We start from the raw sequence: 15,188 nt of genomic DNA, 5'->3' as shown, positions 1-15,188 counted from the left end.
AATAAACGAGGGAGTTTATAGTTAGCTTTTAATTTCGTTATAAATGAGTAATAGTTTTTGCACTTCACCTTGGGTATACGCGAGATCTTGGCTCTCTTCGTATCCCCACAGCGACGTAATTTGGACGTCATCTTTAGTCGGTGTTACTTTGAATGCCGCAATGCGTTCTTGCTCATTATCAGAAATGAAAAACAGATAAGGCTGAGGCTGTGTAAGCAGTGCGTTGTATTGAGAAGGCGTGGTATACACGGCATTCACGGCTTTGACGTTTTGAGTGCCATAAAAGCGCTGGGCTTCTGCTAATACAGGTAATGCCATTTCTTGCAGTTGTTCGTAACTGCTTTCTACATGAAACGATCCGCAATCACTTGGGATCTGATCACGCAGTGCTTTGTATTGCGTATTTATGATTTCTAATGGCAGCGTTAAATAGTCATTTTCAAACTGTTGTGCAGAAGCAAATAGCTCATCATTATTCACACATTGTTTAAAAATTTGCTGCTGCTCAATAAAGGTTGAGTAGTCAAATGATGGCTTAGGCAGGCTGCTGTAAGCAATGATAAAGCCGGTAATGAAAATAACGACAGCGACTGCAATATGAAGCATATAGTCGTGAATGCGTTGAAGTTGGCCGCGAAAATTCAAAATGTCACTCCTTTCTTTACGGTGTAAATATGCTCTATAAGGCATGGTTTATTACCCTCAATGAGATGAAGGCAATAATGGTGGTTGTGTTCTATTTCTTAAATTCAGCAGATTTGATTGAGTACTTGATGGACTCTTCCGTCTCAGTATCAAAGAAATGCAGCTTGGTATTGTCGATAACCAAGGTGATTTTTTCGTCGATATCAACGTCTGGTTCGCCGGTACCCAATGTGCCTACAAACATGTTCATTGGTGCGGCATTAAAGAACACGTTAATCGCATCGCCTAAGTATTCGCTGTTAAGTGCGGTAACTTCAAAACAACAATCAGGGAACGCATCGCGGTATTTTTTGCCAGAACGAATGGCACTAGAGCGTGCGCCCAATGTGACGGGTTTTCCGTTGTAGCCTGCATCGTTTAGGATCTGCTGGTCACTTTCATTCAAGGTAATAGTGAAAGAGTGACACATGAACTGGCCCCCTTCGTACATTCCTTCAATAAGGTTCATTGATGGCATACCCATGAAAGTCGCTACAAAACAGTTTTTAGGGTTAGTAAATAACTCTTTTGGTGAACCAATTTGCTGAACTTCACCCATCGACATTAATACGATGCGATCAGCCATGGTCATTGCTTCAACTTGGTCATGGGTTACGTAAATTGTGATTGCGCCCTTAGCTCTGTGCATGCGAGAGATTTCAGTACGTGTTGTGGTACGTAATTTCGCATCTAAGTTACTTAACGGCTCATCCATTAGGTACAATTTAGGCGTACGGACCATGGCACGGCCTAAAGCCACACGTTGACGCTGTCCACCTGACAACTCTTTTGGCTTACGCTCTAGGTACTCTTTTAGAAATAAATCGTCAGAAATACTATCAACCGAGTTTTTGATGTCATCACATGGGTAATTGCGTAATTTTAAGCCGTAACCAATGTTGTCACGTACTGACATGTGTGGGTAAAGTGCATAGCTTTGGAATACCATCGCAATATCACGATCTTTTGAGCTAACATCGTTTACTACTTCACCATTGATGATAAATTCGCCATCAGTAATGTCTTCTAAGCCTGCAATCATGCGTAGCGTGGTGGATTTACCACAACCCGATGGGCCTACAAGAACAATGAATTCCCCTTCTTCAATATCGAGATTGAAATCACGTACCGAGCAGGTATCGGAATTGGGGTATTTTTTATTGATGTTTCTTAATGAAATTTTACTCATTAGCCTTTTACTCCACCAGACGTTAAGCCGCCCACGATATAATCTTGAAATTTATAGAAAACGATAACAGGCGGAATTGCTGCTAAGACCGCGCCTGCTGCGAATACGTTGTAGCTTGATTCTTTAATATTATTGATAAGACCCATAAGGCCAACCGCCAGTGTTTTCGCTTCTGAATCCATACTTGCAATCAGGAACTTAGGCATGATGATGTCGCCAATTGGACCTAAGAAACAGAATATAGCGATAACCATGATCATCGGTTTAACTAAAGGCAGCAGTATTTCTTTGAAGATCTGCATTTGAGTTGCACCATCAATTTTTGCTGATTCATCTAATGCACGAGGAATCGAATCGTAATAGCCTTTCATTAGAATCGTATTCATTGTGATGCCACCTGTCGTGTAGATGAGGATCATAAAGATATACGTATAAAGTGTGGCGTTGGCAGAGCTGTAAATGCCGATAGAGTTTGCAATCGCATACAGAGCAATTAAGCCACTGCCTGATGGGATGATTTGAATGATCAGCAATGACATTAATGCACTCTTACGAGATTGGTAACGATAACGAGAGTAAACAAACCCCGAAATTGTCACGATGAATGTAGAGAGGATCATGGTGATTATCGATACTAAGAACGTATTTCGGTACCAGCTTAAATAAGGCGTATCATTAAAAAGTCGAACAAAGTTTTTGGTTAAACTGAAATTTTCAGGGAAGAATGACGTAGAGTACAGTGAGTTACTGACGTTAAACGCACTCATTAATGTCACTAATATCGGGTATAGAATGATCACTGCCATCGAGATCAAAAACGCATAACAAAAAGCCACACCCATGTTCTTAGTGATGACATGACGATTAAAACGCTTCGCTTTGATTTGGCGTGCTAAAGGGATTGCTTTGTCCATTACATCACTTCCTCATTTTTAAAGGCACCTGCTTTCAACCATGAATACAAGACCACGGCACCAACAACAGTACTGGTGATTAAGGTATATACCGCCGCTTCGTTGTATTTAGCATCCATCATTAAGCGGAAACCAAGAGATGAAATCGTATCGAGTGGTTTGTAGATTGAGCCCACCGTTTGAACTGTTGCTTCACCTAACATGTAAACGATGGTGACGTTATTAAAATTGAAGGTAAATTGAGTAATGAATACCGGAGCAACACTTATTAATATCAAGGGGAGAGTGATGTCGAAGAAGTTGGTCCATGCGTTACCGCCATCAATCGCACTGGCTTCATACAAGTCATCAGGGATAGTTTGTAATACGCCTGTCACCAAGATAAATACGTAAGGGAAACCTAACCATGCTTGAATTAATATGATGGTGATTTTGGCGTAATCTGCGTTTAGGAAGAAGCCAATTGCTGTGCTTACATCATATTCGTTACCGGTGAAAAATGGGATAACCATGGTGTTCATGCCGCCAATCTTTGAGAAGAAAAGTTGGAAAACAAGAATGGTTAAGAAAGCAGGAACTGCCCAAGGTAGAATGTAGACAGTACGGAAGAACTTCTTCCCTCTGATATGTTTATTGTTTGCAACAACCGCAAGAACGGTACCTAGAACGATGGTGAGTGCAGAGGCGCAGAAAGTCCATGTTAGAGTCCAAGATAAGGTTTCTTGGAATGCGGCAGCTGTTCGTTCGTTCGTAAACAAACGCTCAAAGTTGGTAAAGCCTTTCCATTCAATAAGAAATGCTGGTGGTAAAACAGGGCGTTTGAAGTTAGTAAAGGCAACAACGATAGAAACAATCGCTGGTAATAAAGCAAAAACAAACAGTAATATGAACTTAGGTGCTGTAATTAGATTAGGTACAATTTCGTGTGATAATCCATGTACTTTTTCAGTAAAGGTAATCGCAAAACCAGACTCATCTATTTGTCGTTTTACGTCTTTTGCATCGCGAGCAAAAGCGTAATGCAATGCGAAAAAGACTAAAATCATCATTGCGCCAACGGTTGAACCCACCATGATAAGAAAAGAATCATCCACAAAGCGTTCTGCGCCAATAGTGATTTTTCCATTAGGTTGTTCGACAGCTAAAAGACGGAAGTTAGGAAGAGTGAATTGTATAAAAACCAATATCTCCAAAGCCAATATCGAGAACCCAAATAAAGCCTCTCGCATTCGACGTAGTGCAAGGTGTCCACTACCTGGAATCAGCATAGAGAACCAGAATACAAACTGTTGACTCATGTAAATAACCTACTTATTTATTAGTGTTGTGTAGATATGTCATGCCTTTGTATTACACGATGCCGGATGTACTCGACATCGTGTAGTTGATTTGAAACCTAGTTGATTTGAAAACTAAGTGATCTGCAAACTAAGCTAGCGGATTACATGTCTTCAATATCAACTTCAATCGTATCAACGGCGGCGTCTAATACCGCTTTGACATCTTGACCTTGTGCGATTTGAGCAAGACCCGTTTTCATTGGTCCCCACACTTTCATGAACTCTGGGATGCTTGGCATAGGTTGGCCGATGTTTGTCGCATCAAATATGGCTTTGTGTAGAGAGTCTTCTTTGTAATTAACAGACAGGCTAGGTGAGACTTCACGTGTGTCTGAATACCACTTGTTTGCATTCTCAGGAGTCGCTAGGAATTCAATAAAGGCACGAGCGCCTTCTTTGTTGTCACTGTAGCCGTTAACGGTCATCCCTTTTGTGCCTGTTAGAGCTTTATATGGATGACTGCCATCCCAACTTGGGATAGGTGCTGCACCAACATTAATGCCGGCTTTTTCGATATCAGCAATTGCCCATGGACCATTGATAATGGCTTTTACTTTTCCTTCCATGAAGTATTTCATCATGATGTCATAAGCAACGGTATCATCTTGCATTAGGGTCCAATGGCTCACACCACTTTTATATAACTCTTGGGCAGCTAAACCTGCTTTGATTGCATCAGGTGTATTTAAGCCGATATCTTGTGGATTATTGTCTTTGAAGATATAGCCGCCATTAGACATAAATAAGCCGCCAGTGAAGTAAAAATCAGTAAATTTTGCAGCCCACTCAGAAGGTGGAATTTCTTTAAGTGTTTTTGGTGCTTCATTTATCATGTCTTTGTTATATAGAAATAACGTTGTATCTGTAGACATTGGTAACATATAAGTTTGACCATTGTAGATTGATGCATTGGTAGCGGCATCTGTATAACCATTAACGGTAAAATTGGTTGGAGCAATTAAATGTTGATCCGCTAACTCACCGATTCGGTCGTTTGGGATCATGAAAATATCAGCAATATTACCTTTTTGAGTTGGTAGCGCTGCCAGTAAATCAAACATGCTTGTTGCTGCTACTTCTACCTTAAAGTCTTTCCCTTTATTGAACTGCTCTGCAAGTTCGGTGAAGTAAGGGACATAGCTTTTTTCAACGCCAATAACGATGTTTTCTGCAGCCATTGCAGTGTTACTTAGTAATAGGGCTGCTGAAACAGCAAGTGACAATTTCTTAATCATTTTATTGCTCCTGAATAGGGTAGGGTACTAGGTTGACAAAATAAATAAGGCATAAATTAAATAATATCAACAGCTTATTCTTTTTGTTAAGCGATCTCTCTAGAGTCACTCCGGTGACACATGTTTGTTGGTTTATAAGACTAACGTCATTCAAATCATCATAGGTCTTTGGTGGTAGGTGGTGAAATGCTATTTATATTTGGTGGCCATAGAAAAAATGCATATCACATAGATAAATGTTATCTAACGCAACGATATCTAAGGTATTCATGGTCTTTGATAAGTTAAAAACGTGAAGACAATAACAGTCTGTAGGACGAGATAAATAAAAGAAGAGACTGAGTGGTGTGCTTGCAATAAAAAGGGGCATTATTATCTTCACCTTTTACGCTAATATGATTTTTTGTGGGGTTACACTTTTGTTTAGTCACTTTGATTAACATAGGACATATCCATTCGGCCCAAATCTTGTTCTTGAATATTGCTGTATTCGTGATCGAATTATTCTGTTAGTGGCAGTTTAATACCATCAGATTTTGCTTCATCTAGACAAATGCAAAGGTCTCTTCTCATTAGATCAATGACAAAGTCAAAATCGAATTTATCTTTTTTGTGATGGCACTTGCGCGGTTTTCTACTCGCCATGAACCCGCTGCTCCGTGTATTTGCGTATCAACCACTAGAAAACAGCCAGTATTATGTTAGACGGTGCGCTAGAAAATATAGCGGTGCTTAGACGTTTCGTTATCAACATGTAAAGCAATAAGATTACGGAGCGGCAAGCCAGAAAGTGAAGTTGAAGAAAGCGGGATGGAGCAACGATTATCTGGCGCGAATCTTGTTCGGGTTGTAAACCCATTGAAGTATGCTCGCGGCCCGCTATGACTGGTAAGATAACACCAGAACATTGAGGCGGGAATTGCTAGTAGAACCTGAATTTGTAACCCTTTAAACCAAATAGAGAAATAAGAACGGAGATGAATACAAAGGTTTACATTACAAGGCTGCCGGCAAAACCTACCATGACCAAGTTAGTTTTTCTACGGTAAGTGTCTTTGTCTATATTTGAGATCTTCATGGTATTTCCGTGAAACTGAGAATAGTAAATCTTTGCTCAACGGGGCTTTTGGATATGAGTAACATACGTTATACCACTTTACAGTTAGCGCATGGGGTCGAGCATAAACTCATGGTTTTGTGTACTCATGTAGCTGATATGACTGTTTGGTCTGCCTATTGTAATAATATCGTGAGCGATTAGAAATCCTAGCAGAAGCATTGCCACTTTTCCAAAAAGATTGCGGTGAGTTTTTGAGTCACTTTGAGCAAGCTTAAACTCGATGTTCTTTAAATCTGAAAACTAAAAAAGCAGCCTAAGTGGCTGCTTTTTCGTTCAATAATTTTCTGGTGGTTTAGCTGGCAAGCCGTTTAGTTCGCTAACTGGTTAATTAGCAAGCTTAGCCTCGACTTGCCCAAGTGCGCGTTGGTACATAAACCATGCACAGGTTCCGGCAAGCACATTACCTACCATTGCGCCCCAGAACAAACCTTCAATACCAGCAAGCTGAGAGCCAACCCACAAGCAAGGTAAGAAGAAAGCAAACAGGCGCAGCGCTGAAATCGTCAAGGCGGTGTAAGACTTACCCAGAGCGTTCGAGACAGAAACCATCAGCATACAGATTCCCAGTGGCCCTAAGCTAATAGGCACGATCAGTAGGTGATAGTTCAAAATCGTCGATACTTCGCTTTCACTAGTCATAAGGTTTGCTAGCCCACCAGAGAACAACCAAGTCACTAACGCTATCACCAACTGGAAACCCAATACGAACATCACTGCAATCTTAACGAGCTTACGTATGTTTATCAGGTTGTTCTCTCCTAACATGCGTCCAATCATTGGTGGCATCGACATCGTTAGTGCTAGCACGGCGACAATCGAGAAGAATTCAAAACGTGAACCCAACGCCCAAGCAGCAACGGCAGCGGTGCCATAGCTAGCAAGTAGCTTAGTGGCAAACATTGATGAAACGGGTGGCAGCAGCTGACTGATCATCGCTGGTCCCATGATGTTGCCAATGGAGCGAACACTCTTACCAATGTTGAGATCGTGCCAGTCGAATGTCATCCAATGCTTTTTCGTAACTTTTGGAGCAACGATAAAGATACCCGCACCGAATGCCAAAATGGTCGCAATGGCTGCTCCATTGATGCCCATGTCGAAAGTGAAGATGAAAATCGGGTCCAATATCAAGTTGATGATACTGGTCGCGATCATCATTGATCCGGGCAGCATGGTATTACCATTGGCACGACAAACACTGTAGAAGAAGTAGAGTAGGGCTCCTGTCCAAGAGCTGATTAGCCAATAGATCCAATAAGAATCAATGATCGGCAATACCGTCGGTGGCGCATCCAACAACTGTAAAATTGGCCCACGCAGCAGATAGATGATGACAGAGAAAAGCGCGACACTCACGCTGCCCATCGCAATCACTAATCCACCAAGCTGCTTAGCGTAGCGCGTTTCATTCGCGCCAATGGCTCTAGCGATTACCGCGGTCGTCGCGATACCCAGCCCGACCTGAATACCAATGATGATCATCTGTATTGGAAGCGTGAAACCTTGGATAGCGAGCGGCAGCACGCCCAGTTGGCCAATGAAAGCACTGTCTACAAGTTGGAAGCTCATCAGGGAAAGTACCCCAAATAGCATTGGCCATGTCATTGTATAGAGTTGTCGGCCAAGAGAAGGCGAAGGAGTTGCGGTAGTAGAATTCATAACACTCTTATCGGTCTTGAAGTTAGGCTTGTTGTGGTGACAAACCTCTCAATGAAGAATTGCGTAAAGGATAACGTAAGGTCAGCTCGATACCAATAATTGTTATTAGATCTATCGATATTACCTTTGCACAGTTTCATCGGTATGTGAGCATTGTGCGATGTAACTTTATGCGTTCGCTTATTGAAATTTGAGGTGTCGTATCTTGTTCCTGAGTTTTATATTGGCGGATTGGGTCTAAAGGTTTTCAAATCGATTATTTCTAAGGTTTCGCTTTATGCCGATAATTTGGTGCTGTGATACCAACCCAACCTTTGAAAGCACGGTTAAAGTTGCTCAAATCACTGTAACCAACTTGCCAACTGATCTCTTGCACTGAAAGATCGGTCTCTTCGAGTAGCTGTTTTGCTTTGGTTTCACGAACCTGTTCTTTGGCTTCTTTAAACAGAATGCCTTTGCTCTTCAGGTTTCTCTGTAGCGTTCGTTTTGTCATGCCGAGCATGGTCGCAAACCATTCAATATTGAACCAAGGTAAAGTCGAATAAGTGTTTATCAGTGTCTTTACGGCTTGCTCCCAATCTTGGGTACTATTTTGTTCTGAGATAGCGCGATAGTCGTCGGGCAGTGGGATCGCAAGCGCCCCATATTGTTGCTCAAACTGAATATCAGAATTAAAAAAGTGTTTAGGTAACTGACGCGCACCGTTGTTGGTAGAGACAAGCTTAGCGTGTGATGGTTGCCACTGGTCGTCTATAAACTTACGGCATAGGGTAATCACTGTAAGGGATCTAAACCATTCGGATTGTTCAAATCCAGAGGTTGATGGATGATAGCAACTGCGATGACATAGCCACCACAAGCCATCTTTTTTCTCGGTCCATATCGTGACGTGGTTGTTCAAACTAGGCATTGCAGCGATCAAACAACGAATAGCCTGCTCTAACGATGTACATTTCTCTATCTCACGGTTCAGTTGTGGTGACAGTTGTTCCAGAGACGTTTTACGACCGACCTCAATCCCTATCGAATAACCAAATTGACGCTCAAGTCCATGAATGAAGCGAATCAAATCTTGCGTAGGAAGCCACTGATTAGATTGTGTTAGCTCAAGTGGCAAACCACATTCTATAGCGACACCGCGCCAATCAAGTGCTTCTTTATCGCAATACGCAATGTATGGGGCAATATTACTGGTAGAGCTCAATAGTATGTTAGTGGTGCGCGATGATGCTTTCATTGTTGTTAGTGCTTACCTATAAATGTCACCAAATGACCTAATTAAATGTAGCGTAACTCAATATACTTTTCTCCACCCAAAGAGGAGAAGAATATGAAACTTACACCCATTGCCCTATTTATTTCATCACTCACGATTTCATCGCTTGCCGTGTCATCGACTGTATTTGCAGAAAACCCAGTAGAAGCCGCGCTTAAAATTGAAGGTGCTCAGGTCACTCTAACGGTGAAAGATGCTCACCAATCTTTTTCTCCTGACTTCGTTGATTCTGCCCGCGAAAACTTCAATAACTTCCATTGGCAAATGGGTGGAGACCACAGTGTTTACTACAACATGCACATGAGTGAATTCATGCCGACAGCTTTTGCTGCCCCGAATGCTGAATATAAACCATTGGTTAAAAATATCGATTCACGCCTTGCTAAATTAACGGTAAACACCGAAACCAAAGGTGAGTTGACGATGGAGCAATACCTAGCGGACGAGCAGTTCCGAACTCAAGGTTTCATGTTAATTCACAAAGGGGAAATTGTTTATCAGGCCTACCCAGGCATGAGCCCCACAGACACTCATGTTTGGGCGTCAACAGCGAAAACGACGGTAGGCGCAGTAGTCGCAATGTTGGTTGAAGAAGGTAAAGTCGATCCTGAACAAGATATTACTTATTACATCCCTGAGTTAAAAGGGAGTAATTGGGAAGATATCACTGTCCATCAAGTGCTCAACATGTCGACTGCGTTAGACAACGAAGAAACGCTTGAATCGATATTGAATCCGGACTCTGACGTAGTACGTTTCTTTGCTGCGTCATTCAATTCACCAAGAGCAAAAACCGGTGAGATGGAAACATGGATGAATGTTGCAAAAGGTGCTCAGAAACTGGAGGGCGAGAAAGCAGGTGATCATTTCCGCTATGCCTCAATCAATACCATGGTTTTGACCAAGCTAGTAGAAAACATTGAAAACAAGACTTGGACCGAAGTCTTTGAAGATCGTGTTTGGTCTAAGGTACATGCCCGTCAGCCTATGCAGTTTAACCTAACGCCAGATGGAATGGCGATTGCCGTCGGTTTGGTTTCGACAACAGTAGAAGATATGGCGCGCTGGGGCACTCTGTTTACGCCAAGCTGGAAAGCGGTGGCGGATGAGCCTGTCATCTCTCAAGCCGTGATTGATCGTATTCGCAATAGCGGAGATCCAAAAGCCTTCGTAGGTACTAGCAAAGAGAGCGGTTCTGTTCATGCTTTTAACGAAAAGGCCGACTATAACGCTTATCAATTCGACTATATCTTCAATGACGGTGCGATGTCGAAAAGTGGCAACCTTGGCCAGTTTATTTATATCGATCCAGATCGTGATTTTGTAGGCGTGATGTTCTCAACCAACCCATACCATTCAGGTTTTGGTGAGAATAAAGGCCCGGCACTAATGCGTTCAGCAGCAAAACTACTTGCTGACAAGTAATCTATTTATTACCTAACAGGATGTTCCAGGCTTCAAGGAGGAAGCAAACGACTTTCGAGATATATAATGAAAAAGTTTGCTCTATTAATCCCGTTGAGTTTAGGTCTAGCCCTTCCTGCACATGCAGGTTCAGATTCCGAACGTGTTATCGATCCTGCTGATGTCACTAAAGTTTATACTCAAGCTGCATTGATGTTGAATGGTAGTTCAGATATCCAATTTCAAGGGCAAGTTTCTGGCGGTTTAGAAAACGGTCAACAGTTTGCCCTATTGGCTGAAGGGACGTTTGTCGATGAAAGCAACACAGCGCTTCGCGATCCAGACAAATTCGGTACAGAGTATAGCAACTCTAGAATCCAGTACTTCCACGTCTTTGAAACGGGGACTAAAGCTACGCCTAAAGTGGGTCTTTCATTAGATTATATTAATACGCGCAACAGCATTAAAAATGACTTATTGTCGGTTGGCGGTGTTGTTGCGATTAACCCAGCTTATACCGGTGGATTTCTTGTATTTCCAAGAGCAGGGTTGATGACAGGTAGCATGGAGATCCCTGGTGTTACTTCATCTAAAGATGATTTAACGGGATACTCGCTTGGTTTGATTACCGCGAAGCATCTCGGTGACTCTGGCGCCTATGTGTCTTTAGTACCAGAGTGGCAGGATCTTTCTGGCGATGACATCGATATGCAGAACTTCTCTTTCAAAACATCGTTAAATGTACCGATGAACAGTGCAAGAACTTGGTGGTTGAATACGCGTTATGACATTACCAAAGCAGATGTTGATGTGAAAGGTGTGTCAATGTCGAATGATTGGCAAACCGAGGCTTGGATTGGTGTGAGATACTACTTCTAACTCCCTAGTTTGCTAACATGCAAAGAACTTAAAAAAGCCAGTCATCGTGACTGGCTTTTGTCGTTTAGGTCTCGCACGAAGCGTTATTTATTTGCTACGTTACCAAGCTTCAACCACGTGTCGATAACCGTATCTGGGTTTAGTGAAACAGAGCTGATGCCTTGCTCCATTAACCATTCAGCTAGGTCATCATGGTCAGATGGGCCTTGGCCACAAATACCCACGTACTTACCCGCTTTAGCTGCTGCATCGATTGCCATTTTCAGCATCGCTTTCACCGCTGGGTTACGCTCATCGAATAAGTGTGCAACGTCACCTGAATCTCGGTCTAGGCCAAGTGTCAGCTGCGTCATGTCGTTCGAACCGATCGAGAAGCCATCGAAGTACTTCAAGAACTCATCAGCCAATATCGCATTCGATGGTAGCTCACACATCATGATGACTTTCAGACCTTGGTCGCCACGACGCAGGTTAAATTTAGCCAGAATGTCGATAACCGATGCCGCTTCGCTTGGAGTTCGAACGAATGGAATCATGATTTCAACGTTCTTCAGTCCCATCTCGTTACGAACGCGTTTCAGCGCTTGAGTTTCAAGCTCGAAACAGTCTTCAAAGACTGGAGAGATGTAACGAGATGCACCACGGAAGCCCAGCATTGGATTCTCTTCATGTGGTTCAAACGTTTTACCGCCAACAAGGTTACTGTACTCGTTCGACTTAAAGTCAGACATACGTACGATTACACGCTTAGGCCAGAACGCAGAAGCGATGGTCGCGATGCCTTCCGTTAGCTTGCTTACGTAGAAATCGATAGGATCTTTATAACCACGAATGCGTTGGTTGATTTCTGCTTTGATCTCATCCGTTTGCTCATCGAAGTTCAGCAGAGCTTTAGGGTGAATACCAATCATCTTGTTGATGATGAATTCAAGACGAGCAAGGCCAACACCTTCGTTCGGGATCTGAGCGAAGTCGAAGGCACGATCTGGGTTGCCTACGTTCATCATGACTTTGGTTGGCAGCATTGGTAGCTCATCAACCTCAGAACGTTTGATTTCAAAGTCGAGTTCGCCATTGTAAACGTAGCCCGTTTCACCTTCTGAACATGACACTGTCACGATGTCGCCATCATTTAGGCTACTTGTCGCTGTACCACAGCCAACAATGGCAGGAATACCGAGCTCACGAGCAATGATCGCTGCGTGACAAGTACGGCCGCCACGATTAGTCACAATCGCGGACGCTTTCTTCATCACAGGTTCCCAGTCTGGGTCTGTCATGTCTGTTACCAGTACGTCGCCTTCTTGAACCAGTGACATTTGGTCTAGAGAATCAACTAAGCGAACAGGGCCTGAACCGATGCGTTGACCGATAGCACGGCCTTCAACTAGTACATCTGCCTTGTTGTTTAGTTCGTAACGCTCGATAACGTTTTGGTCGCTTTGAGAACATACGGTTTCAGGACGAGCTTGAACGATGTAAAGCTTGCCGTCGATGCCATCTTTTGCCCACTCAATGTCCATCGGACGTTGGTAGTGCTTCTCGATGATCATCGCTTGTTTTGCTAGCTCTTTGATCTCTTCATCGTTCAATGAAAACTCGTTACGCTCTTGAGTATCGGTGTCGATGATATCAACTTGCTTGCCGATCTCTTGGTTGGTTGAGTAGATCATCTTGATCAACTTAGAACCAAATGTCTTTTTAACAACTGGGTAGTGACCCGCTTCTAGCATTGGCTTGTGAACGTAGAATTCGTCTGGGTTCACAGCGCCTTGTACAACCATTTCACCTAACCCCCAAGAAGAGGTGATGAAGACCACTTGGTCGAAGCCTGACTCAGTATCAAGCGTGAACATCACACCTGAAGAGGCTTTGTCTGAGCGAACCATACGCTGGATACCCGCAGACAATGAAATGCCACGGTGATCAAAGCCTTGGTGTACTCGGTAAGAGATAGCACGGTCGTTAAACAGAGAAGCGAACACGTGTTTAGTCGCTTCGATAACCGCATCGATCCCTTTCACGTTAAGGAAGGTTTCTTGTTGGCCTGCAAATGAAGCATCTGGAAGGTCTTCAGCTGTTGCCGATGAACGAACCGCAACAGACAATTCTTCGTTGCCTTCAATCAGTTCGCGGTAGTTATCACGGATGTCTTGCTCTAGTGATTCTGGGAAGGGCGCGTCTAGAACCCATTGTCGAATCGTTGCACCTGTCTTACGCAGTGCGTCAACGTCCTCAACATCAAGCTCATCAAGGAGTTGGTGAATGCGCTCATCAAGACCTTTGTAGTCAAGAAAGTTGTTAAACGCATAAGATGTGGTAGCAAAACCATTAGGTACTGATACGCCAGCGTTGGCTAGGTTAGAAACCATTTCGCCAAGTGAAGCATTCTTACCGCCGACTTTGTCGACATCTTCCATGGAAAGGCCATTGAACCATAGGGTGTTATTTTGCATTTATTTCTCCAGAAACATAGCAAGCATTGTAGGGATTTAAAGGCAAACGATTACGTATCAGTTTAAAAAAATGTAAATTATTTTCTAAAGCTGTGGGGGACGTAATAGTCAGCAGGGTTTCGTTATATATATTATGGTTCCCATCCTACTCAAAATAATTTTAAACATTAAATAAAAAATGCAAATTGATATCCAAAGTCGTGATGTATTCTATGTTTCTGATGGAACTGCCATAACATGTGAGACTTTAGGGCATGTTGTTCTAGGTCAATTCCCATTCGAAGCTAATGAAAAAACCTTCCCGTTTGTCGAAAGTGAAGACAAACTTTCTGATTTATTAAAAGAGATCGAAATTTCGTATCGTGATACGGGCAACCACCCGTTGGTCTTTTTTTCGATTGTGATTCCAGATATCAAGCAGAAGCTCTTGGAGGCACCAGCGCATTGTTATGACGTGCTAGAGAGTATTGTGCAGAAAGTGCAAGACGATACCCAAATGGCCCCTGTGCCTAAGCTGCAGCGCTCACGTAGTGTTAATAAAGATTCAGTGAAGTACTTCGACCGTATTGCTGCGATTGAATACACGCTGGCTCATGATGATGGCATCACGCTGAAAGGGCTTGAAGAGGCGGATATCATCCTATTGGGTGTGTCTCGAAGCGGTAAGACACCGACAAGTTTGTATATGGCGATGCAGTTTGGCTTGCGCGTAGCGAACTATCCGTTCATTCATGATGACTTGGCGCGCTTGAAGCTGTTACCCGAATTTGAGATCTACCGACACAAGCTGTTTGGTTTAACCATTGATGCGGAAAGGTTGACTGAAATTCGAGAGAACCGTTTAGCCGGCAGTGAGTATGCGAGTGACTCGCAATGCTTGTATGAATTGCAAACGGTAGAGTCGATGTTTCGCCGAGAAGCGATACCTTACATCAACACGTCTTCGCTATCGGTTGAAGAAATTTCAACACGAATCTTGGAGCGAACAGGGTTGAGAAGGCGCTTGTTGTAGAAAAAGATAATTAAGTCATA

12 protein-coding genes and 1 pseudogene are annotated in these 15,188 nt (G+C 43.0%); 4 read left to right on the top strand and 9 right to left on the bottom strand.

All coding sequences use genetic code 11. The annotated features are described in order from the left end of the window. Nucleotides 1-21: 21 nt before the first annotated feature. The 5 genes from DUN60_RS23445 to DUN60_RS23425 form a co-directional block, all read right to left on the bottom strand. Nucleotides 22-645 (bottom strand): hypothetical protein, encoded by a 624-nt coding sequence (locus tag DUN60_RS23445; protein ID WP_162808247.1) that lies wholly within the window; start codon nucleotides 643-645, stop codon nucleotides 22-24. A 91-nt stretch (nucleotides 646-736) separates the two neighbouring features. Next, complete coding sequence (locus tag DUN60_RS23440) at nucleotides 737-1,873, bottom strand: ABC transporter ATP-binding protein (RefSeq protein ID WP_114635628.1); 1,137 nt, start codon at nucleotides 1,871-1,873, stop codon at nucleotides 737-739. Continuing rightward, the gene (locus DUN60_RS23435; protein ID WP_114635627.1) at nucleotides 1,873-2,787 is read right to left on the bottom strand and encodes a sugar ABC transporter permease; all 915 of its coding nucleotides are present in this window, start codon (nucleotides 2,785-2,787) and stop codon (nucleotides 1,873-1,875) included. Before DUN60_RS23435 ends, DUN60_RS23440 begins: the two co-directional genes overlap by 1 nt. Continuing rightward, entirely contained in the window at nucleotides 2,787-4,085 is a 1,299-nt protein-coding gene (locus DUN60_RS23430; RefSeq protein ID WP_114635626.1) for an ABC transporter permease subunit, read from the bottom strand. Before DUN60_RS23430 ends, DUN60_RS23435 begins: the two co-directional genes overlap by 1 nt. Nucleotides 4,086-4,228: 143 nt before the next feature. Further along, nucleotides 4,229-5,362, bottom strand: coding sequence for a sugar ABC transporter substrate-binding protein (locus tag DUN60_RS23425; RefSeq protein ID WP_114635625.1), 1,134 nt, complete (start codon nucleotides 5,360-5,362; stop codon nucleotides 4,229-4,231). 695 nt (nucleotides 5,363-6,057) lie between these two features. Here DUN60_RS23425 and DUN60_RS24850 point away from each other — a divergent pair. Then, a pseudogene (locus DUN60_RS24850) lies at nucleotides 6,058-6,215 on the top strand (ISAs1 family transposase); the annotation flags it as partial. A 138-nt stretch (nucleotides 6,216-6,353) separates the two neighbouring features. On the opposite strand, the gene DUN60_RS24845 reads toward DUN60_RS24850, so the two are convergent. From DUN60_RS24845 to DUN60_RS23405, 3 genes are all read right to left on the bottom strand, one after another. After that, the gene (locus DUN60_RS24845) at nucleotides 6,354-6,440 is read right to left on the bottom strand and encodes a DUF3087 family protein (RefSeq protein ID WP_171311705.1); all 87 of its coding nucleotides are present in this window, start codon (nucleotides 6,438-6,440) and stop codon (nucleotides 6,354-6,356) included. Between the two features lie 366 nt (nucleotides 6,441-6,806). Continuing rightward, nucleotides 6,807-8,141, bottom strand: coding sequence for an MATE family efflux transporter (locus DUN60_RS23410; RefSeq protein WP_114635624.1), 1,335 nt, complete (start codon nucleotides 8,139-8,141; stop codon nucleotides 6,807-6,809). Between the two features lie 262 nt (nucleotides 8,142-8,403). Then, nucleotides 8,404-9,378: a helix-turn-helix domain-containing protein gene (locus DUN60_RS23405; RefSeq protein WP_114635623.1), complete on the bottom strand. Its 975-nt coding sequence runs from the start codon at nucleotides 9,376-9,378 to the stop codon at nucleotides 8,404-8,406. A 93-nt stretch (nucleotides 9,379-9,471) separates the two neighbouring features. Here DUN60_RS23405 and DUN60_RS23400 point away from each other — a divergent pair, with 93 nt between their 5' ends. After that, nucleotides 9,472-10,842, top strand: a complete 1,371-nt coding sequence (locus DUN60_RS23400) for a serine hydrolase domain-containing protein (protein WP_114635622.1) — start codon at nucleotides 9,472-9,474, stop codon at nucleotides 10,840-10,842. Nucleotides 10,843-10,908: 66 nt separating this feature from the next. Continuing rightward, a complete protein-coding gene (locus tag DUN60_RS23395; RefSeq protein WP_114635621.1) occupies nucleotides 10,909-11,700 on the top strand; it encodes a hypothetical protein in 792 nt (263 codons plus the stop codon). An 83-nt stretch (nucleotides 11,701-11,783) separates the two neighbouring features. Here DUN60_RS23395 and ppsA read toward each other — a convergent pair whose 3' ends face one another. Continuing rightward, nucleotides 11,784-14,156 carry a phosphoenolpyruvate synthase gene (ppsA, locus tag DUN60_RS23390; protein WP_017086817.1) on the bottom strand — a complete coding sequence of 791 codons (2,373 nt, stop codon included), beginning with the start codon at nucleotides 14,154-14,156 and terminating at the stop codon, nucleotides 11,784-11,786. 178 nt (nucleotides 14,157-14,334) lie between these two features. Between ppsA and ppsR the strand changes: the two genes are divergently transcribed. After that, nucleotides 14,335-15,168: a posphoenolpyruvate synthetase regulatory kinase/phosphorylase PpsR gene (ppsR, locus tag DUN60_RS23385; RefSeq protein ID WP_017069200.1), complete on the top strand. Its 834-nt coding sequence runs from the start codon at nucleotides 14,335-14,337 to the stop codon at nucleotides 15,166-15,168. The last annotated feature ends 20 nt before the right edge of the window (nucleotides 15,169-15,188 follow it).

The sequence above is a fragment of the Vibrio splendidus genome (assembly GCF_003345295.1).
In the GTDB taxonomy this organism is placed as follows: domain Bacteria; phylum Pseudomonadota; class Gammaproteobacteria; order Enterobacterales; family Vibrionaceae; genus Vibrio; species Vibrio splendidus_K.
This window is presented reverse-complemented; position numbering and strand designations above follow the sequence as displayed.